The sequence below is a fragment of the Pseudoxanthomonas sp. F37 genome (assembly GCF_022965755.1).
GTDB lineage: Bacteria > Pseudomonadota > Gammaproteobacteria > Xanthomonadales > Xanthomonadaceae > Pseudoxanthomonas_A.
Genome location: NZ_CP095187.1, coordinates 2645440 through 2664681, shown reverse-complemented (window position 1 = coordinate 2664681; position 19242 = coordinate 2645440). Strand labels below are relative to the sequence as shown.

General features: G+C 69.1%; 17 protein-coding genes, 1 pseudogene and 1 riboswitch. Of the genes and pseudogenes, 7 read left to right on the top strand and 11 right to left on the bottom strand.

Going from position 1 to position 19242, the window contains the following annotated elements; all coding sequences use genetic code 11:
* The first annotated feature begins 76 nt into the window (after window positions 1–76).
* Window positions 77–505 (top strand): VOC family protein, encoded by a 429-nt coding sequence (locus MUU77_RS12510; protein WP_245087360.1) that lies wholly within the window; start codon window positions 77–79, stop codon window positions 503–505.
* A 183-nt stretch (window positions 506–688) separates the two neighbouring features.
* On the opposite strand, the gene MUU77_RS12505 is transcribed toward MUU77_RS12510, so the two are convergent.
* Entirely contained in the window at window positions 689–1453 is a 765-nt protein-coding gene (locus MUU77_RS12505; protein ID WP_245087356.1) for an SDR family oxidoreductase, read from the bottom strand.
* Between the two features lie 127 nt (window positions 1454–1580).
* Between MUU77_RS12505 and MUU77_RS12500 the strand changes: the two genes are divergently transcribed.
* Window positions 1581–2483, top strand: coding sequence for a LysR family transcriptional regulator (locus MUU77_RS12500; protein WP_245087353.1), 903 nt, complete (start codon window positions 1581–1583; stop codon window positions 2481–2483).
* A 129-nt stretch (window positions 2484–2612) separates the two neighbouring features.
* On the opposite strand, the gene MUU77_RS12495 is transcribed toward MUU77_RS12500, so the two are convergent.
* A complete protein-coding gene (locus MUU77_RS12495; RefSeq protein ID WP_245087350.1) occupies window positions 2613–3548 on the bottom strand; it encodes an AraC family transcriptional regulator in 936 nt (311 codons plus the stop codon).
* A 98-nt stretch (window positions 3549–3646) separates the two neighbouring features.
* Between MUU77_RS12495 and MUU77_RS12490 the strand changes: the two genes are divergently transcribed.
* The gene (locus tag MUU77_RS12490; protein ID WP_245087348.1) at window positions 3647–4390 is read left to right on the top strand and encodes an SDR family oxidoreductase; all 744 of its coding nucleotides are present in this window, start codon (window positions 3647–3649) and stop codon (window positions 4388–4390) included.
* A 48-nt stretch (window positions 4391–4438) separates the two neighbouring features.
* Here MUU77_RS12490 and gcvP read toward each other — a convergent pair whose 3' ends face one another.
* Entirely contained in the window at window positions 4439–7342 is a 2904-nt protein-coding gene (gene gcvP, locus MUU77_RS12485; RefSeq protein ID WP_245087345.1) for an aminomethyl-transferring glycine dehydrogenase, read from the bottom strand.
* A 42-nt stretch (window positions 7343–7384) separates the two neighbouring features.
* A riboswitch (glycine riboswitch) is annotated at window positions 7385–7505 on the bottom strand.
* A 220-nt stretch (window positions 7506–7725) separates the two neighbouring features.
* On the opposite strand from gcvP, the gene MUU77_RS12480 reads away from it, so the two are divergent.
* Both MUU77_RS12480 and MUU77_RS12475 read left to right on the top strand, forming a co-directional pair.
* Window positions 7726–8979: a multidrug effflux MFS transporter gene (locus tag MUU77_RS12480; RefSeq protein ID WP_245087342.1), complete on the top strand. Its 1254-nt coding sequence runs from the start codon at window positions 7726–7728 to the stop codon at window positions 8977–8979.
* A gap of 17 nt (window positions 8980–8996) precedes the next feature.
* Window positions 8997–9407 carry a hypothetical protein gene (locus MUU77_RS12475; protein ID WP_245087339.1) on the top strand — a complete coding sequence of 137 codons (411 nt, stop codon included), beginning with the start codon at window positions 8997–8999 and terminating at the stop codon, window positions 9405–9407.
* Between the two features lie 99 nt (window positions 9408–9506).
* On the opposite strand, the gene MUU77_RS12470 is transcribed toward MUU77_RS12475, so the two are convergent.
* The 8 genes from MUU77_RS12470 to MUU77_RS12435 form a co-directional block, all read right to left on the bottom strand.
* On the bottom strand, window positions 9507–10070 hold the full coding sequence (locus MUU77_RS12470; RefSeq protein ID WP_245087336.1) for a metal-dependent hydrolase: 564 nt from the start codon (window positions 10068–10070) through the stop codon (window positions 9507–9509).
* Window positions 10071–10195: 125 nt separating this feature from the next.
* Window positions 10196–11791 (bottom strand): serine protease, encoded by a 1596-nt coding sequence (locus MUU77_RS12465; RefSeq protein WP_245087334.1) that lies wholly within the window; start codon window positions 11789–11791, stop codon window positions 10196–10198.
* 61 nt (window positions 11792–11852) lie between these two features.
* The gene (locus MUU77_RS12460; RefSeq protein ID WP_245087331.1) at window positions 11853–13829 is read right to left on the bottom strand and encodes a M2 family metallopeptidase; all 1977 of its coding nucleotides are present in this window, start codon (window positions 13827–13829) and stop codon (window positions 11853–11855) included.
* Window positions 13830–14003: 174 nt separating this feature from the next.
* Window positions 14004–14495 (bottom strand): hypothetical protein, encoded by a 492-nt coding sequence (locus MUU77_RS12455; protein ID WP_245094433.1) that lies wholly within the window; start codon window positions 14493–14495, stop codon window positions 14004–14006.
* 109 nt (window positions 14496–14604) lie between these two features.
* On the bottom strand, window positions 14605–14859 hold the full coding sequence (gene minE, locus MUU77_RS12450) for a cell division topological specificity factor MinE (RefSeq protein ID WP_245087327.1): 255 nt from the start codon (window positions 14857–14859) through the stop codon (window positions 14605–14607).
* A gap of 2 nt (window positions 14860–14861) precedes the next feature.
* Window positions 14862–15671, bottom strand: coding sequence for a septum site-determining protein MinD (gene minD, locus MUU77_RS12445; RefSeq protein ID WP_245087324.1), 810 nt, complete (start codon window positions 15669–15671; stop codon window positions 14862–14864).
* Window positions 15672–15716: 45 nt separating this feature from the next.
* Window positions 15717–16505: a septum site-determining protein MinC gene (minC, locus tag MUU77_RS12440; protein WP_245087321.1), complete on the bottom strand. Its 789-nt coding sequence runs from the start codon at window positions 16503–16505 to the stop codon at window positions 15717–15719.
* Window positions 16502–17095: a GNAT family N-acetyltransferase gene (locus MUU77_RS12435; RefSeq protein ID WP_245087318.1), complete on the bottom strand. Its 594-nt coding sequence runs from the start codon at window positions 17093–17095 to the stop codon at window positions 16502–16504. Before MUU77_RS12435 ends, minC begins: the two co-directional genes overlap by 4 nt.
* Window positions 17096–17274: 179 nt before the next feature.
* On the opposite strand from MUU77_RS12435, the pseudogene MUU77_RS12430 reads away from it, so the two are divergent.
* Both MUU77_RS12430 and MUU77_RS12425 read left to right on the top strand, forming a co-directional pair.
* Window positions 17275–18429 (top strand): annotated as a pseudogene (locus MUU77_RS12430) (histidine kinase); the annotation flags it as partial.
* An 82-nt stretch (window positions 18430–18511) separates the two neighbouring features.
* On the top strand, window positions 18512–19153 hold the full coding sequence (locus tag MUU77_RS12425) for a response regulator transcription factor (protein ID WP_245087315.1): 642 nt from the start codon (window positions 18512–18514) through the stop codon (window positions 19151–19153).
* Window positions 19154–19242 lie beyond the last annotated feature (89 nt).

Here is a 19242-nt window from a genome sequence, read left to right as displayed (position 1 = left end):
GTTAACGGCGCATCGCGGACACTCGCTGTCCACAATGCGCGCGGATACTGCCGCCACCATCACCGGAGCTCCTGCCATGGAAACCCACGAACTGCACCGCGGCCGCCTGATCGACCACATCCAGCTGGTCGTGCGCGACCTGCAGGCCAGCCGCACGTTCTACGCCGCGGTGTTCGATGTGCTCGGCATCCCCATGGCGGGCGAAGGCGACGATTACTTCTGGGCCGACGAACTGTTCGTCTCCACCGCCGACAGCGAAGCGGCGGACGGCAAGCTCACCGGGCGCCATCACATCGCCTTCCAGGCGCAGGACCGCGCCATGGTCGACCGCTTCCACGAAGTGGCCCTCGCGCACGGCGGCAAGGACAACGGCGCGCCGGGCCTGCGCCCTTACCACCCCGGGTACTACGGCGCGTTCGTGCTGGACCCGGACGGCAACAACATCGAGGCGGTGTACCACGGCGAGGCCAAGCGCAGTGCGGCGTCGGTGAAGGTGGAGTTCTGATGCTTGCCGATGCCTTCTCCCCGCGAGGCGGGGAGAAGGTGCCCGGAGGGCGGATGAGGGGCAAGCGCCGAACGCGGAAACACCATGGCGATGTTTCGTTCGCGCGGGTTCCGTTCGCCCCTCGCCCGCCTTCGGCGCGCGCTCCCCGCTGGCGCAGGGAGAGGGGAAGGACGCGCGCACTGCTTACAGGAACATCCCGCCCGATGCCTCGATGCGTTGCGCATTGACCCAGCGGTTGGCCGGCGACAGCAGCGAAGCGACCACGCCGCCGATGTCGTCCGGCACACCCACGCGGCCGAGGGCGGTCTGCGAGGCGATGAAGGCGTTGAGCGGGGCGTTGTCGCGCACGGCGCCGCCGCCGAAGTCGGTTTCGATGGCGCCGGGCGCGACGATGTTCACCGCGATGCCGCGCGCACCCAGCTCCTTGGCCTGGTAGCGCGTCAGCACTTCCATCGCGCCCTTCATCGCCGCATAGGCCGCGTAACCGGGCAGGGCGAAGCGGGCCAGGCCGGAGGAGATGTTGATGATGCGTCCGCCGTCGGCGATCAGCGGCAGCAGGGTCTGGCTCAGGAAGAACGGTCCCTTGAAGTGCACCTCGACCAGCGCATCGAACTGTTCGCGCGTGGTCTCGGCGAAACCGGCGTGCACGCCCATGCCGGCGTTGTTGACCAGATGGTCGAAGTGCTCGCGCTCCCACGCCGTGAGTTGCGCGCGCACGGCGCCGGCGAAGGCGTCGAAGGTGCCGCTGCGGGCGACATCCAGCGGCAGCGCCGCGGCCCGCCGGCCGAGGGCTTCGACCTCGGCGACGACGGCCGCGGCTTCGGCCTGCTGGCTGCGGTAGGTGATCAGCACGTCGTGGCCCTGGCGGGCGACGGCCAGCGCCATGTTGCGGCCCAGGCCGCGGCTGCCGCCGGTGATCAGGGTGAGGGGGGAAGGGGTCGGGGGCATGGCAGGTCTCCAGTCGGGGAAGGCGGTGGATTCACCGTGGAGGCACTGTATTGGCTGGGATTGGTGGGATAAATCGGCTTAGAATGATTGGATCGTTCGCAGATGACGAACAATAGCGGGAGCCGCCGTGAATCGTCTCGACGCCATGCAGGCCTTTGTCCGGGTGGCCGAGATGGCAAGCTTCACCCGCGCCGCCGACAGCCTGGGCCTGCCCAAGGCCAGCGTCTCCACCGCCGTGCAGCAGTTGGAAGCCTGGCTGGGCACGCAGCTGCTGCACCGGACCACGCGGCGCGTGCACCTGACCCAGGACGGGCAGGTCTTCTACGAGCGCAGCCTGGACCTGCTGGCGGACATGGACGAGGTGCAGCACCTGTTCGCGCGCTCGCCGCAGGCGTTGCGCGGGCGCCTGCGCGTGGACATGCCGGCGCGCTTCGCACGGCACTTCGTGCTGCCGCGTCTGCCGGCGTTCCTGCACGACCATCCGCAACTGGCGCTGGAACTGAGCTGCACCGACCGTCGCGTGGAGGTGGTGCGCGAAGGCTTCGACTGCGTGCTGCGCGTAGGCGCGCTGGCCGACACCGGCCTGATCGCGCGGCCGTTGGGGCACCTGCGCGTGGTGACCTGCGCCAGCCCGGACTACCTGCAGCGGCATGGCGTGCCGCGGTCGCCGGAGGACCTGCGCACGCATCGGCTGATCCACTACGCCAGCCAGTTCGGCGGCAAGCCCGACGGCTGGGAATACTGGGACGGCGCCGGCTACGCCAGCGTGCCGATGGAAGGCGCGCTGACGGTGAACAGTTCCGATGCGTACGAAGCGGCCTGCATCGCCGGACTGGGGCTGATCCAGGCGCCGGTCGCGGGCCTGCGCGCACTGGTGGAGCAGGGCCTGCTGGTGGAAGTGCTCCCGCAGTACTCCGCCGAACCGATGCCGGTGACGCTGCTGTATGCGCACCGCCGCCACGTGCCGCAGCGTGTGCAGGCGTTCATGGCGTGGCTGGCGGAGACGGTGCGTCCGTACCTGGACGCATGAGCTGGATACCAGGCGCGATCACACGGTCTGGCCGCCGTGCGCGTCGAATGGAGCGCTGCAACACGCGCCACGCCGTCCAGGCCAGACCGACGAAGATCAGGCCATCCAGGGCGAGCGCGGTGAGGTCGTTCATGGCGGCGATGTCAGCCGCGCATCGCGGGGTGTGGCATCGTGCTGGCGGGCGTAGCGCCGCGGGGGCAGGCCGGTATGGCGGTGGAAGGCCATGCTGAAGGTGCTCACCGAGCGGTAGCCCACGTGTTGGGCGGCTTCGGCCACGCTGGCGCGACCCTCGCGCAGCAGCTCGCGGGCGAGCGCCATCCGCCACGCGAGCAGATAGGCCATCGGGGCCACGCCCAGCGCGCGGCTGAAACGTTCGAAGTAGGCCGAGCGGGAGAGCGCGGCACGCGCGGCCAACTGGTCGACGGTCCATGCGTGCGCGGGCCGTGCATGCAGTTCGCGCAGCGAGGGCGCCAGGCGCGCATCGGCCAGCCCGCGCAGCAGGCCGGGCGGCGCGGACGCACCCGGCGTGGCGCGCAGGGACTCCACCAGCAGCAGATCCACCAGCCGCGACAGCACCACGGCGCGGCCCGGCCGGTCGTGGTCGGCTTCATCGCTCAACAGGGTCACCAGCTGCGACAGCCTGGGCACGCCGCGCACGTGCACCAGCGTGGGCAGCAGCGAGGCGAGCAGCGCGGGTTCCTGCGTCTCGAAGCGGAACCAGCCGCCCAGCAGCCGCACCTCGGGCGGACCTTCCTGCCGGCCGTGGCGGACCTCGCGGTCGGGCAACGGGTCGCGGACGGGATCGATGTGGGTGGGCAGGCGGGTCTGGCCATCCGAGAGCAGGAAGCCCGGGGTGGCCGGCAGCAGCACGAAATCGCCGGCCTCGAGGGTGATCGCCTCCTCGCCGTCAACCGCCAGCACGCACCGGCCTTGCTGGACGATGCAGAAGCTGGGCTCGCCGAACGTGGCATAGCGCACGGCCCAGCGGCCCGCGGCACTGATGCCCTTGGAAAACGCGGCGTGCGGCCGGAGCAGGCGGACGATGTCGGAGAGGGGGTCGGACATCCGGACGATCCGAGAAGAAGTATGGACATATCGCAATGGAGCGTCCGGTGATGCTCGCCTATCGTGGCCTCCCGATCAACAACCCTGAACCCCTGCCCATGAAGACCGTCCTCATCACCGGTTGCTCCTCCGGCTACGGCCTGGCGACCGCCCGCCACTTCCACGCCCAGGGCTGGCGCGTCATCGCCACGATGCGCACGCCGCGCGCCGACCTGCTGCCCAACGACGAACGCCTCAGCGTGCTGGCGCTGGACGTGACCCGCCCGGACAGCATCGCCGCCGCGCTCGATGCCGCCGGTCCGTTGGACGTGCTGGTCAACAACGCCGGGCTTGGCCTGTTCGGCGCGTTCGAGGCCACCCCGATGGCGACGGTGCGCGAGATCTTCGACACCAACACCTTCGGCACGATGGCGATGACGCAGGCGGTGATCCCGCAGTTCCGCGCACGCCGCGCCGGTACCGTGGTCAACGTCACCTCCAGCGCGACGCTGGCGCCGATGCCGCTGGTGGCGGCGTACACCGCCAGCAAGGCGGCGGTCGAAGGGTTCACGGCCTCGCTTGCGCACGAGCTGGGCGCCTTCGGCGTGGCGGTGCGCCTGGTCGAGCCCGGCTACGCGCCGACCACGCGGTTCGCGGCCAATGGCGAGCAGCGCATGCGCGGCCTGGTGCCCGAGGCGTATGCGCGCTATGCGCAGCAGGTGTTCGCCGGGTTCGCCGATGCCAGCGCCTTCACCCTGGAAACCGATGTCGCGCAGGCGGTCTGGGATGCGGTCCACGAAGCCGGCGGACAGCTGCGTTTCCCCGCCGGCGCGGATGCGGTGGCATTGGCCGCGTTGCGCTGAAAGAAGCCCCGCATCGGCGGGGCTTCTTCGTCATGCGTGGTGCCGCACTCAGGCGTCCACTTCGTCCTTGTACGCATCCACCGGGATGCAGGCGCACATGACGTTCTTGTCGCCGTAGACGTTGTCCACGCGCGCGACCGGCGGCCAGTACTTCTGCAGCTTCAGCGTGGCCAGCGGGAAAGCGGCCAGCTCGCGCGGGTAGGCGTGGGTCCACTCGCTGGCCATCACCATCGTGGCGGTGTGCGGCGCGTTCTTCAGCGGGTTGTCCTCGCGGTCCAGGCGGCCGTCCTCGACCGCGCGGATCTCCTCGCGGATCTCGATCATGGCGTCGATGAAGCGGTCCAGCTCGTGCAGCGATTCGCTTTCGGTCGGCTCGACCATCAGCGTGCCGGCCACCGGGAAGCTCAGCGTGGGCGCATGGAAGCCGAAGTCGATCAGGCGCTTGGCCACGTCCTCGGCGCTGATGCCGGTACGGTCCTTGAGCGGGCGCAGGTCGAGGATGCACTCGTGCGCCACCAGCCCGTTGCGGCCGGTGTAGAGCGTCTCGTAGTGCGGTTCCAGCCGCTTGGCGATGTAGTTGGCATTGAGCAGCGCCACCTGGGTGGCCCGGCGCAGGCCGCTGGCGCCCATCAGGGTGATGTACATCCAGCTGATCGGCAGGATGCTGGCGCTGCCGAAGCTGGCGGCGCTGACCATGCCCACGCCGCCCTCGCCACCGAAGGTCTTGGGCAGGTACGGGGCCAGGTGCGCCTTCACCGCGCACGGACCCACGCCGGGGCCGCCGCCGCCGTGCGGGATGCAGAAGGTCTTGTGCAGGTTGAGGTGGGAGACGTCCGAGCCCCACTTGCCCGGCTTGGCCACGCCGACCAGCGCGTTCATGTTGGCGCCGTCGGTGTACACCTGGCCGCCGTGCTGGTGGACGATGTCGCAGATGGCCACCACGTCTTCCTCGAACACGCCGTGCGTGGACGGGTAGGTGATCATGATCGCGGCCAGGCGCTCGCTGTACTTCTCGGCGGCGCGGCGGATATCCTCGACATCGACGTTGCCGTTGGCATCGCACTTGGTGACCACCACGGTCATGCCGCACATCTGCGCGCTGGCCGGGTTGGTGCCGTGCGCGGATTCGGGGATCAGGCAGATGTCGCGGTGGCCTTCGCCGCGCGCACGATGGTAGGCACGGATCGCCAGCAGGCCGGCGTATTCGCCCTGCGCGCCGGAGTTGGGCTGCAGGCTGACCGCGTCGTAGCCGGTGCACTCCACCAGCATGGCTTCCAGCTCGTCGATGAGCTGCCGGTAACCCTGGGCCTGGTCGGCCGGCGCCAGCGGATGCAGGTTGCCGAACTCCGGCCACGTCACCGGGATCATCTCGGCGGTGGCGTTGAGCTTCATGGTGCAGCTGCCCAGCGGGATCATGGTGCGATCCATCGCCAGGTCCTTGTCGGCCAGCGCGCGCATGTAGCGCAGCAGTTCGTGCTCGCTGTGGTGCGTATTGAACACCGGGTGGGTCAGGAAGCCGCTGGTGCGGCGCAGGGCCTGCGGGATCAGCGACGGCGCGCTGGCGTCCAGCGCGTCGACCGACGGCAGCGTGGCGCCTTCACCGGCGAACACGCCCCACAGCGTTTCGATGTCGGCGCGGGTGGTGGTTTCGTCCAGCGAGATGCACAGCGAGCCGTTGCCGCGCACGCGCAGGTTGAGGCGGGCGGCGTGGGCGCGGGCCAGGATGGCCTGGCGCGCTTCGCCCGGCTCGATGCACAGGGTGTCGAACGCGCTGGCATGCACGGCGGGGTAGCCCAGCGTGCGCAGGCCCTCGGCCAGGATGGCGGTCAGGCGGGCGACGCGGCCGGCGATGCGCTTCAGCCCGTCGGGGCCGTGGTAGACGGCGTACATGCTGGCCATCACCGCCAGCAGCACCTGCGCGGTGCAGATGTTGGAGGTGGCCTTCTCGCGGCGGATGTGCTGTTCGCGCGTCTGCAGCGTCAGGCGGTAGGCGGCCTTGCCTTCGGCATCGACCGACACGCCGATCAGGCGGCCGGGCATGCTGCGCTTGTAGGCGTCGCGGCAGGCCATGAAGGCCGCGTGCGGGCCGCCGAAACCGAACGGCACGCCGAAGCGCTGCGAATTGCCGATCACGATGTCGGCGCCCATCTCGCCCGGTGGCTTCAGCAGGGTCAGCGCCAGCAGGTCGGTGGCGACGACGAACAGCGCGTTGTGCGCGTGGACGGTCTGGGCATCCTTCGACCATTCCTCGACCCAGCCGCTGGAGGCGGGGTACTGCACCAGCACGCCGAAGTAGTCGCCGGCGGCGAGCTTCTGGTGGAAGGCCTCGGTGGAGCGCACCACATCGACGGTGATGCCCAGCGGTTCGGCGCGGGTGGCCAGCACTTCCAGGGTCTGCGGATGGGTGTCGCCGGCCACCAGGAAGGTGCTGGACTTCGACCTGGCCGAGCGCTTGGCCAGCGTCATCGCCTCGGCGGCGGCGGTGCCCTCGTCCAGCAGCGAGGCGTTGGCGATCTCCATGCCGGTCAGGTCGGCGACCATGGTCTGGAAGTTGATCAGCGCTTCCATGCGGCCCTGCGAGATCTCCGCCTGGTAGGGCGTGTAGGCCGTGTACCAGGCCGGGTTTTCCAGGATGTTGCGCAGGATGACCTTCGGCGTATGGGTGCCGTAGTAGCCCTGGCCTATGAAGCTGCGGAAGACCTGGTTGCGCGCGGCGACGGCGCGGATCTTCGCCAGCGCTTCTTCCTCGTTGATCGGGGCGGGCAGGGCCAGCGGCTGCGCGGACTTGATGCTGGCCGGCACGATGGCGTCGGTCATCGCGTCCAGCGAGTCGTGGCCGACGACGCGCAGCATGTGCGCGATCTCGGCGTCGTTGGGGCCGATGTGGCGTTCGAGGAACGCGCCGTGGTGCTCGAGCTCGCGCAGGGAGGGGGTGTTCGACATGGGAGGCATCCGGGAAGGGCAATGGAACCGGGCGCGCGGAAACCGCGCGTGGGATGCCCCTCTGTCCTTTTGCCTGAGAGTTTGGAAGCGCGCCGACGAGGAGGTCGCGTGCTTCGTGCCCCTTCGGCGCCGGCGCTGCCGCGAGGCGGCCGGTCTCTCCAGAGTGTCGTTGCAGTGGTGGTATCGGGCCTGAGCGATTACGGGCGTTTGCGCCTTCGGCAGCCGGTCGCGGGCGACGGGCTTCTCCCACCGGTGTTGCCGGCCCAGTATAGCTCGGGACAGCCCGGGGAGGGCCCGATGGCGGGGCCGTCGGCGGTTTCGGCGTACCATGTGCCGCCCGGCGCGGCCCGTTCATGGCAGGCCCGCCGCGCCCGTCCGGAGCGTCCCCCGCAATGAGTGCCCCCCACGCCATCTCCAACCGCCGCCTGGCCCTGCTGCTGGGCGGGCTGGCGATGTTCGGCCCGTTCTCCATCGACACCATCTTCCCGGCCTTCCCGGCCATGGGCGCGCAGCTGGGCGCGGACAAGGTGGCGATGCAGCAGACCATCAGCGCCTACCTGCTGACCTACGCACTGATGAGCCTGGTGCACGGGCCGCTGTCGGACACGTTCGGCCGCAGGCGGGTGATCCTGGGCGGGCTGTCGGTGTTCCTGCTGGCCTCGGTGGGCTGCGCGCTGGCCACCGACATGGGCACGCTGCTGCTGTTCCGTGCCCTGCAGGGCCTCTCCGCGGGCGTGGGCTTCATCGTCGGCCGCGCGGTGATCCGCGATGCGCGCCATGGCGACGATGCGCAGCGGCTGATGAGCCAGGTGTCGATGATCTTCGGCATCGCGCCGGCCATCGCACCCATCGTGGGCGGCTGGATCCTGGGCTGGAGCGCCTGGCCGACGATCTTCTGGTTCCTGGCCGCGTTCTCGCTGCTGTTGCTGGTCGCGGTGGCCGTATGGCTGCCGGAGACGCATCCGGCAGAGGCGCGCTTGAAGGTGTCGCCGCGGCACCTGCTGCGCGACTACGTGGGCATCGTGCGCAACCGGCGCTTCCTGCGCCTGGCGCTGGCCGGTTCGCTGAGCTTCGGCGGGCTGTTCCTGTACATCGCCTCGGCGCCCGCGTTCGTGATGGACCTGCTGCACCTGAACGAACAGCAGTTCGCCTGGCTGTTCCTGCCGACCATCGGCGGCATGGTGCTGGGCGCGTTCCTTTCGGGGCGCGCGGCGGGACGGGTGGAAGGGGCGCGCCTGGTGAAGATCGGCTATGCCTGCATGGCGCTGGCGATGGCGGCGAACGTGGGCTACACCGCCTGGGCGGGCGCAGACATCCGCGTGCCGTGGGCGGTGCTGCCGATGATGCTGGCCGCGCTGGGCGTGGCGCTGGTGTTCCCGATCCTGACCCTGGCCATCCTGGACATGTATCCGCGCCAGCGCGGCGCGGCGTCGTCGCTGCAGGCCTTCAGCAACCTGATGGTGAACGCGCTCATCGCCGGCCTGCTGTCGCCGCTGCTGAGCCACCACGGCCTGCATCTGGCGCTGGGCATGGCCGGCTTCGTGGCGGCCGGCTGGGCGATGTGGCAATGGGAGGCGCACGCCAGCCGCCGCCAGCCCGTCTGCCCCCGCGAACCCGCGGCGCTGCAACCCACCGATCAACTCTGACGTCCAGCGAGATTCCCATGTCCATCCAGTCCAAGGCCCGGCGCGAAGCGAAGAAGCGCAAGGCGACGAAGGAACGCAACCAGGCGCGCGCCAACGCACCGGCGATCGAGCCGCACGCCGAGCTGCGCAATCCGCAGGGCGACCTGCTGGCCGGCATCGTGCGCCAAGCGGGCGTGTGGGTGCTGGGCATGGACGGCCGCATCGCCGGCAGTTCCGACAGCGCGGCGGAAGTGCTGGCGATGATCAAGCAGGCCGCGGCCCTGCACGAGGCGCAGGGCAACCCGGTGCGCCTGGTGTACTCGGACGAACTGCGCGACACCGCCGTCATCGAGGCGGCGGCGCAGGGGCTGACGCTGGAGCAGTTCGAGCAGCAGATGGCCGAGCAGATGAAGGCGAACAAGCCGGAGCCTGCGCCGGACGTGAATTGACGCCGTACGCCTCTCTGTAGGAGCGACGTCAGTCGCGACCGCAGCCTGTCCGGGCTGGGAACAGGGGCGACTTGCAGCATGGCGGTCGTCCTGCGTGCTTCAGCCCTTCTCGATCACTCCCGCCGTGCGGTCGCGACTCACGCCGCTCCTACAACGGCGCCACGCCGCCATAGCTGCCAGCGAGAGTGTGGGCATCCACACCCAGCGCAGTTCCGACAGCAGCACCTCCACGCCGCGCGCGCTGAAGAAGCGGTTCGCGAACGGCGACACGTCGATCACCCGCCAGGGCGCGAAATGGCGGTTGTCGGACCAGGGCCAGAACAGCGCGACACCCAGGCCCCCGTCGGTCAGCATGTCCAGCAGCGGGTGGGAGGCGGCAGACAGGGCGACGAACGGTAGCGCGGTGAAGGGCGGTGATTTCAGTATCCGCGCGGAACACGCGGCCAGCAGACCGCACGCCAGCGCGAAGACCAGCGAATGGCTCGCTCCCCGGTGACCGAAGGCGTGCGCGTAGTCGATGCCCAGCTTGAACATGGCCACGTCCGCGTCCGGCAGCATCGCCGCCGCCATGCCGGCCAGCACCAGGCGCGGCGCGATGCGTGTCCGACCGAGGGCGACGCCGGCAGCGACGGGGATCAGGGCATGGGTGAAGATCGTGGGCATGGGCGAGGGCGGTGCGTGGATGGCGCACAGGGTCGGCCCGTCGCGTGTGGCCTCGATGAAGCCGGCATGGGGGCAAGAGAAAGGCCGGCGGGTGCCGGCCTTTCGCAGCCACCACCCAGGCGGTCTCAGCGTTCGCGCTGCGTCGTGCGCATCGGTGCCGTCGGGCGGTGCTCGCCGGTCGCTGGGCGAGTGGGTCGGGTGGATGCGGCCGCGTTTCCGGCGGCACGCGCGCCCTGGCCCTGGGCGATGGCGCCGGCCGTCCGCACCAAGGGCTGCGAGCCGTGCTCGCGGACCGGATCGGCGGCGATCCATTGCTTGATCCGGGGGAAGACCAGGTCGAGGCGGGAATAGTGGTCGCGGTTCTCGGCATTGGCGATGTTGCCCGTGTTGGCGCACGAGGCATCGCCGCCGTACAGGCCGCCGCGCAGCCGGTAGCTGCTGTCGGCATGGCGGGTGAACAGCCCGGAGCCGCTGCTGCCGCCTTCGGTGGTGCCCTCCAGCCAGCCGACCGTGAACTGTTCCGCGTAGCTGTCGGCGACGTGCTGCCCACGTGAGTACTTCTTCGCGTCGCCCGAAGGATGATGGATGGCGATCACGTCCGCATTCGGCGCCAGCGTGCTGGCGTCCCAGCCCGCGAACGTCGCACCGGCGGGCGCGGGGTTCTTCAGGCGCAGCAGGATGGCGTCGACATTGGCGTCGTAGAACATGATGTCCGCACCGCCGGCCAGCGCATTGTTCTTGCTGCCATTGGTCGACGAACAGGAGGTGCTCTCATAGCCCCAATAGGTGGTCAGGCTGGCGGCCACCTTGCTGCGGTCCTGCACGGGTACGTCGCCGCCGCCGCGGAAGCAGTGATCTGCCGTGTAGAACCAGGGAACTTGGGTGGCCGGGGTCGTATCGTTCAGCAGCGTACCCGTGCACATGTAGCTTCCCAGCACGTTGCCGTCGGTGTTGTAGATGTTGAACATCATGTGGGCCACGGCGTTCTTGGCCTCGACGTAGGCCGGCCCCAGCTGATTGACGCGGCAGACGGCGTTGATGTTGCAGCTGGCGGATTCGCCGACCTTTTCAACAATCTTGAAATTGTTGGCGCTGTTGGCGAGCAGGTGCGACACCTGGGGAGCCCGCACGCGCGCCTGCGCCGCAGTTACGTGGCCCGGGCGATAGATCTCGATGATCTGCGTGCCGCCATCGGTCGCCGGCGTCCAGTACATCCCGTCAGCGTCGGCGAACGCTTTCGCCTTGGCGGCAGTGAGCATGGCGACAATCCATTGCGGATCGTCACTGCCCGCGATGCGCAGCTCCACATGCGGATGCAGATCGCTCACCTGAAGACCCACGCGCAAGCCCAGTGCATCGGGCGAGCCGACCTGCAGGCGCGCGACAGCCCCACCGGACTTCAGCGCCACCCAGCGCAGCGCGGGCGTGGCGCGTTCAATGCCTTCGTGGGCGAGGGTGCGCCCGACGCCGATCTGCGTCGCCTTGATGCGCTGGCTGGCATTGTGGTTCTCCAGTTCCACCAGGCGCCGGATCGCCAGTTCCCGATAGCCCTGCCGAGTGACGTAGCGGGCCGGGAAAGAGGCCAGCTTCCACGTGGGGGCCACCTGGGCTGGTGTCCGGCTGGCCTCGCCGGCCACCTGGGTCGTCGCCGCGGTGGCGGCGACCGGCAAGGCCGCCAGCATCAAGAAAACCAGGCATACCGCGGGGTGAGTGGACTTCATGGACAAGACCTCCGTGTCGGGATGGCAACGGGCGGGCCGTCATCGGCCCGCCCGTGGGGGCTCAGGGCTTGGCGGGGGCCGCCGCAGCGACCGGCGCGGCCGCCGGCCAGCCGCAGGTCTGGCCTTCGTTCTGCTGCTTCAGCCAGTCCTGCAGCGGCGCGAAGTACTCCAGCACGGGGCCGGCATCCATCTTCTCGCCGCCGGTGAGTTCCTTCAGCGTGGCCTGCCACGGCTGGCTGGCACCCTTCTCGAGCATCGACCAGAACTTCTGGCCCGCCGCCTTGTTGCCGTAGAAGCTGCAGTTGTACAGCGGCCCCTTGTAGCCGGCCGCGTCGCACAGGCCCTTGTAGAACTGGAACTGCAGCACGTGCGAAAGGAAGTAGCGCGTGTACGGCGTATTGCCCGGCACGTGGTACTTCGCGCCCGGATCGAAGAAGTCCTCGCCGCGCGCGGTCGCCGGGGCCACGCCCTGGTACTTGGCCTTCAGCTCCCACCAGGCCTTGTTGTAGTCGGCGGGCTTGATCGAACCGTCGAACACGCCCCAGCGCCAGCGGTCGATCATCAGGCCGAACGGCATGAACGAGACCTTGGCCAGCGCCATGCGCATCTGCGCGTTGATCAGCGCCTCGTTGCTCTGCTGCTGTTCGCCGACCATGCCGATCGACTTCAGGTAGTCCGGCGTCATCGCCAGCACCATCGTGTCGCCGATGGCCTCGTGGAATCCATCGTGCGCGCCGGCCTGGAACAGCGGCGGCAGCTTGTTGTAGGCCAGGTAGTAATAGACGTGGCCCAGCTCGTGGTAGATGGTGGTGAAGTCTTCCTCGTTGGGCTTGATGCACATCTTGGTGCGCACGTCGCCGGCCATGTTCATGTCCCACGCACTCGCGTGGCAGACCACGTCGCGGTCCATCGGCTTGATGAACTGGGTCTTGGTCCAGTAGCTCTCCGGCAGCTTGGGCATGCCCAGGCTGGTGTAGAAGTCCTGGGCGCGCTCGGTCATCTGCTTGGCGACCTGCAGCTGCGCCTCGCGTTCGGCCTGGAACAGCGCGTCCGTGCCCGGGCCGGGGCCGGCCTTGGCCAGCGCCGCCTGATAGTCGGCCTGGTATTGCTTTTCCAGCGCGCCGGTGATGTCCAGGCTGCCGGCACCCTTGTACGGCTCCAGCATGTCCCACAGGTTGCCCCAGTCCTGCTGCCACATGTTGCCCATCAGGTGCGCGGGCAGCAGGCCGTTGACCTGGCCCTTCTCCACGCCGTAGGTGGCCTGCAGCTTGGTGCGCGTGTAGCAGTGCAGCTGTTCGTACAGCGGCTTGACCTGGCCCCACAGCCGGTCGGTCTCGGCGGCGATCTCGGCCGGCGTCATGTCGTAGCCGCTGCGCCACATCTCGCCGGCGTCGGCGAAGCCCATTTCCTTGGAGCCTTCGTTCACCAGCTCGACGAAGCGCGTGTAGTCCTTGCGCATCGGCTGGGCGATGGTGTGCCAGCCCTGCCACGCGTCCAGCTGCGCGTCGTAGTCGCGGCTGCTGCGCAGCACGTCTTCCAGCTCGCCCAGCTGGCGGCACTTCTTCGCCTCGCCTTCGCCGGTGCAGTAGGTGCCGGCACCGTAGGTGCCTTCCATCCGGGTGGCGATCTGGGTCAGCTCGGCCAGCTTGGCCGGGTCCTTCGGGGCCGGCATCGCCGTGGCCAGCTTCAGCAACTGGATGGCGCGTGCGGTCTCGGGCGACATCTGCTGGCCCTCGAACTTCTTGGCCTGTTCGATCCAGCTGTTGAGCTGGGTCAGGTAGCGCTCGTTGCCCTTGGCGGCCAGCAGCTGGCTGTCGTCGTTGATGTAGGTGCTGGACAGCCACTGCGCGGCGGTCATCTCCGGATACATCTTCTTGAACTCGTCGTTGACGCGCGCGACGAACTGGTCCGCCGTCTCGCCCTTCGGTGCGGCGGGAGCGGCGGCCGGATCGGTGGCCGGTTCGTCCTTCTTGCAGGCGGCAAGGGTGGCGAGGCCGGCGCCGATGGCGAGGGCGAGCAGGAGATGGCGATGCTTCACGGGACGTCCTTCGGGATGGCGGGCACGGGAACCCGAAGGGTAGTGAGACGGGAGAAAGGCGGCAAGTGCGGGGGCTTTTCCCCGTAGGAGCGCCCTTGGGCGCGATGCTTTTTCTACAGAGCCATCAACACGCCAGGAGCATCGCGCCCAAGGGCGCTCCTACAGGGAGCAGCTTCAGCGATGAGGCAGTCCGCGTTCCCTGAGAAACGCGCGGGCGTCGTCCGCGTCCTGTTCGAACCACGCCCGGGTGGAGCCCAGCCGGTAGGTGTACCCCCAGGCATCCATGTCGGCCATCAGGCGTGCACGTCCCACGCCCGGCAGCGCATCGGCCAGGATGATCTGCAGGCAGCAGGTGGCATCCTCTTCGATCACCGAGTCGGTGGCGTCGGTATGCACCTGCGCGCGCCGTTCGGCCGGCAGCACGATCAGGTGGCAGGCTTCGTGCAGCATCGAATGCACCGGCGTATCGCCGCGCACGTAGACGTTGTGGGCGATCACGCCGGCTTCCGGTTCGCCCCAGAAGCTGCCGGGGATCGGGGCGCCATCGTCGACGCGGTGCAGCTGCAGTCCATGGGACGCAAGCAGCGCATCGGCAGCGCCGGGCGGCAGGTCGCCTACCCGCAGCACGTCGGGCAGGGCGGCGTCGGCGTCGGCAGAGTCAGCCATCATGGGAAAACACCGGCAGGAGCGCCCCAAGGGCGCGATGCTTGTGCTTTCCACCCCGCATCGAAAAGCACCGCGCCCACGGGGCGCTCCCGCGAGCGGCCCGGTCCTGTCAGGGGTTGCCTTCCGGCAACGCGACGGAGATGTCCAGCACGTCGTGGTCGCCGTCCTTGATCAGGTCCACCTTGACCGCATCGACGTCGACGTTGACGTACTTCCTGATCACTTCCAGCAGTTCGCGGCGCAGCAGCGGCAGGTAGTCGGGGGCGCCGCGCGAACTGCGCTCCTGCGCGATGATGATCTGCAGGCGGTTCTTGGCGGTCTCGGCGGTGTTCTTCTTCGCCTTCAGGAAATCGAACAGGCCCATGCTCAACCTCCGAACAACTTGCTGAAGAAGCCCTTCTTCTCCAGGGTGGTGAAGCGCAGCGGGCGGTCCTCGCCCAGCAGGCGCGCGACGGTGTCGTCGTAGGCCTGGCCGGCCGGCGATTCCAGGTCGAGGATGACCGGCTCGCCCTTGTTGGAGGCGTTGAGCACGTCGCCGGATTCGGGGATCACGCCCAGGGTCTTCAGGCCCAGCACTTCTTCCACGTCCTTGATGCTGAGCATCTCGCCGCCTTCCACGCGCGCCGGGTTGTAGCGGGTGAGCAGCAGGTTGGCCTTCAGCGGCTCGCCGTTCTCGGCGCGGCGGGTCTTGGAATCCAGCAGGCCCAGGATGCGGTCGGAATCGCGCACCGAGGAGACTTCCGGATTGACCACCACGATGGCCTGGTCGGCGAAGTACATCGCCAGGAACGCGCCCTTCTCGATGCCGGCCGGCGAGTCGCAGACGACGAAGTCGAAGCCATCGTCGGAGAGGTCCTTCAGCACCTTCTCCACGCCTTCCTTCGTCAGCGCGTCCTTGTCGCGCGTCTGCGAGGCGGCCAGCACGTACAGCGTCTCGAAGCGCTTGTCCTTGATCAGGGCCTGCTTCAGCGTGGCCTCGCCCTGGGTGACGTTGACGAAGTCGTACACCACGCGGCGCTCGCAGCCCATGATGAGGTCGAGGTTGCGCAGGCCGACGTCGAAGTCGATGACCGCGACCTTCTTGCCGCGGCGGGCCAGGCCGCACGCGATGCTGGCGCTGGTGGTGGTCTTGCCCACGCCGCCCTTGCCGGACGTGACTACGATGATTTCAGCCAACGGTGTTCTCCTTGGTCGTTCTTATGTTCGGTCTGGCGCCGCGCGTCAGTCCTGCGCGGCGATCTTGAGTTGGTCCTGGTCCAGCCAGATCTGCACGGCCTTGCCGCGCAGTTCCTTGGGTACTTCCTCCATCACCTTGTAGTGGCCGGCGACGGCGACCAGTTCGGCGTGGAATTCACGGCAGAAGATGCGCGCGTCGGCATTGCCGCGCGCACCGGCGAGGGCGCGGCCGCGCAACGCGCCGTAAACGTGGATGGAACCGTCGGAAATGACCTCGGCGCCCGCGCCGACGGTGCTGAGCACGGTCAGGTCGCGGTTTTCGGCGTAGAGCTGCTGGCCGGAGCGCACGGGTGTCTTCTGGACGAGGCCGGGCCTGCTGTCTGTCGCCTTCGGCGCGGCGGGTGCCGGCGCCGCTTTTGCGGGAGCGGCTTCAGCCGCGACCGGGCGTGGCGCGGAAGCGGCCGGGGCCGACGCCCCCGCGACCGGTTCGTACTGGGCGCGGAACTTGGCCAGCAGCGGCAGGCCAAGCTGTTCGGAGAGGGTTTCGGTGTCGCGGGTGCCGTAGGCCAGTGCCACCGGGATGACCCCGGCGCCGCGCAGGCCGTCGATCAGCGCGCGCGCGGTGTCGGCATCGGGCAGGCGGCTCAGGCCGCCGAAATCCACGATCACGGCGGCACGACCGAACAGCTTGGGCGCGCGCTCGACCCGCTCGCGCATTTCGCGGATCAGCTGGTCGACGTCGAGGGTGCGGATGCGGAGGTTGGCGATGCCGACCTGGCCGATCTTCAGTTCGCCGGCCTGTTCGTAATCCATGGGGGCTCGCGTCACGCTCATGTACCGGTCGGCCGCTGGACGGTGTCGGCCTGCAGGCGGGTACGGGCCCAGGCGACGTCGGGCAGGGCGTCGCCGTAGGTGTCGCGCACCCAGGGGTAGCTGCACAGTTCCTTCATCAGCATGCTGGCGCGGACGTTCGCCTCGGCCATCACGTGCTGGCCCACTTCGCGGAAGCCGAAGCTGCCATGGAACAGCAGCGCCGGATCGGCGCCGTGGTCGAGGAACACCTCGCACGCCAGCTGCGGGTAGCGCAGTTCGGCATAGCTCTGCACGTCGGCGTAGAAGGCGCGGCCCACGCCACCGCCGCGACGGCGGCTGGCCACCACGATGCGGTCGATGTAGAAGAACTGCGGATAGCGCTCGCCGAACCAGGCGAAGTTGCTGCTGTCGTGGCCGGCCCCGGAGCCGAAGCCGACCAGGAAGCCGGCCAGGTTGCCGTCGCGCTCGGCGACGCGGAAGTATTCGGCGGTCTCGTAGAAGCGGCGGACCTTGGCCGAATCCAGCGGCAGGATCGCCAGTCCGGCATTGTTGTTGAGGGCTAGGACGGAATCCAGCTCGTGCTCGCGCACGTCGCGGATGACAATCGACATTACCTGACTCCGAACGGGTCTTGCAGGGCGGCACACGGCCAAGGCCGGATTATCGCATGCTGCCGCAGCAGCGGCGAGGCGCCGGGTGAGCCGGGGATGAACCCGGCCGCCGTGCGCGCCGGGCCCGGCATGACTTTAGTTGGGACATGGGCGTGGGCGATTCCGCCTAAGATGCCCGGATGTTGGGACGACTCAGCCACACCCGCCTGCTGCGTGCCGCCGGCCTCTATACCTGGGCCCTGGTGGGGATTCCCATCATCCTGAACGTGTGGGTACTGCCGCCTTCGAGCGGCACCGACGGGCAGGGCGTGAACCTGCCGATGACCGCGCTGAGCTACTTCACGTTCGGGTGCGTCTACTGGTTGGCGACCCGCGCGCTGGACGGCCGCCGGGACAGCCTGCCGGCCGCCTGGAACGTGCCGCTCGCCATGGTGCTGACCGCCACGGCCATCGGCGTGGGCTTCTACACCCAGACCGGCCTGGGCGCGGTGCTGCTGCTGATCATGGCCGGTGTGCTGCCCTGGCTGCTCGAACTGCGGTTCGCCGTGGCCTGGCTGCTGGCCGCCCATGTGCTGCTGGTGCCGTCGTTCATGGCGCGCGACGACTTCAACTTCTGGGAGGCCCTGTTCCAGTCGATGTTCTACGTGGGGTTTTCGGCCTTCGTGCTGATCACCACCTACGTTGCCCGCCAGCAGGCCCAGGCCCGCGAGGAGCAGCGCCGCCTCAATGCCGAGCTGCGGGCCACGCGCGTGCTGCTGGCCGAGAGCGCGCGCGTGAACGAACGCACGCGCATCTCCCGCGAGCTCCACGACCTGCTGGGCCACCACCTGACCGCGCTCAGCCTGAACCTGGAAGTGGCCGGCCACATGACCGAGGGCCGGGCGCAGGAACACGTGCGCCAGGCGCATACGCTGGCCCGGCTGCTGCTGATCGACGTGCGCGAAGCCGTCAGCCAGTTGCGCGACAGTGGTGCGATCGACCTGGGTGCGGCCCTGGTGCCGCTGGCCGAGAAGGTCCCCTCGCTCGCGATCCACATGGACATCGAGGAGCCGCTGACGCTGGAGGACCCGCACCGCGCCCACGTCCTGCTGCGCTGCACGCAGGAGATCATCACCAATACCGTGCGCCATGCCGGCGCGCGCAACCTGTGGCTGCACTGCCGCCGCGACGGTGCCGCGATACTCATCGATGCCCGCGACGACGGCGCCGGCAGCCCGCAGGTGGTGGCCGGCAACGGCCTGACCGGCATGCGCGAGCGCCTGGCCCAGTACGGTGGCGTGTTGCGCATCGAAACGCGGCCCGGCCAAGGCTTCTGCCTGCATGTCGTCCTGCCCGTCAGCGAGGCCCCGCCGGCCCTGGCCCCCCTTCCCGTGTCCCCCCCGCACCCACACCCGAGCTCAGCTCCGGAGGAACCCCGTGATCCGTGTCTGTCTGGTCGACGATCAAACCCTGGTGCGCCAGGGCATCCGCTCCCTGTTGGCGCTGGACGACGGCATCGAGGTGGTGGCCGAGGCCGCCGACGGCAAGCAGGCCGTCGACCTGGTGCCGCAGGTGAAGCCGGATGTCGTGCTGATGGACATGCGCATGCCGGTGATGTCCGGCCTGGAAGCCCTGCAGGCCCTGGCCCGGGCGGGGCAGCTGCCGCCGACCATCATCCTGACCACCTTCGACGACGACCAGCTGGTGCTGGCCGGCCTGAAGGCCGGCGCCAAGGGCTACCTGCTGAAGGATGTCTCGCTGGAGCTGCTGGTCGGCGCGATCCGCACCGTGGCCGATGGCGGCTCGCTGGTGCAGCCCGCCGTCACCCAGCGCCTGCTGTCGGGCCTGGAACACATGCGCAACGAATTCGTCAGCCTGGACCGTCCAGATCCGCTGACCGACCGCGAGACCGAGATCCTCCGGCTGATGGCCAGCGGCTTCTCCAACAAGGAGATCGCCAATTCGCTGGGGGTGGCCGAGGGCACCATCAAGAACCACGTGTCCAACATCCTCTCGAAGCTGGGCGTGCGCGACCGGACCCGGGCGGTGCTGAAGGCCTTCGAACTGCAGCTGGTCTGACGCCGGGAGGGTGGCCGGCCCCCGCGCGCCGTGCGCGACGCGGCCCGGGGGGGGGCATGCGGCGCAGCATGGGGCTTCGCGCACGCGCC

What these genes read in the sequence shown, in the direction of transcription:
- MUU77_RS12435 (WP_245087318.1), bottom strand. Translation starts at nt 17,095, where the DNA reads ATGTCGATTGTCATCCGCGACGTGCGCGAGCACGAGCTGGATTCCGTC.
- minE (WP_245087327.1), bottom strand. Translation starts at nt 14,859, where the DNA reads ATGGGCCTGTTCGATTTCCTGAAGGCGAAGAAGAACACCGCCGAGACC.
- MUU77_RS12465 (WP_245087334.1), bottom strand. Translation starts at nt 11,791, where the DNA reads ATGAAGTCCACTCACCCCGCGGTATGCCTGGTTTTCTTGATGCTGGCG.
- MUU77_RS12495 (WP_245087350.1), bottom strand. Translation starts at nt 3,548, where the DNA reads ATGTCCGACCCCCTCTCCGACATCGTCCGCCTGCTCCGGCCGCACGCC.
- minC (WP_245087321.1), bottom strand. Translation starts at nt 16,505, where the DNA reads ATGAGCGTGACGCGAGCCCCCATGGATTACGAACAGGCCGGCGAACTG.
- MUU77_RS12510 (WP_245087360.1), top strand. Translation starts at nt 77, where the DNA reads ATGGAAACCCACGAACTGCACCGCGGCCGCCTGATCGACCACATCCAG.
- gcvP (WP_245087345.1), bottom strand. Translation starts at nt 7,342, where the DNA reads ATGCCTCCCATGTCGAACACCCCCTCCCTGCGCGAGCTCGAGCACCAC.
- MUU77_RS12480 (WP_245087342.1), top strand. Translation starts at nt 7,726, where the DNA reads ATGAGTGCCCCCCACGCCATCTCCAACCGCCGCCTGGCCCTGCTGCTG.
- MUU77_RS12455 (WP_245094433.1), bottom strand. Translation starts at nt 14,495, where the DNA reads ATGGCTGACTCTGCCGACGCCGACGCCGCCCTGCCCGACGTGCTGCGG.
- MUU77_RS12470 (WP_245087336.1), bottom strand. Translation starts at nt 10,070, where the DNA reads ATGCCCACGATCTTCACCCATGCCCTGATCCCCGTCGCTGCCGGCGTC.
- MUU77_RS12490 (WP_245087348.1), top strand. Translation starts at nt 3,647, where the DNA reads ATGAAGACCGTCCTCATCACCGGTTGCTCCTCCGGCTACGGCCTGGCG.
- MUU77_RS12505 (WP_245087356.1), bottom strand. Translation starts at nt 1,453, where the DNA reads ATGCCCCCGACCCCTTCCCCCCTCACCCTGATCACCGGCGGCAGCCGC.
- MUU77_RS12475 (WP_245087339.1), top strand. Translation starts at nt 8,997, where the DNA reads ATGTCCATCCAGTCCAAGGCCCGGCGCGAAGCGAAGAAGCGCAAGGCG.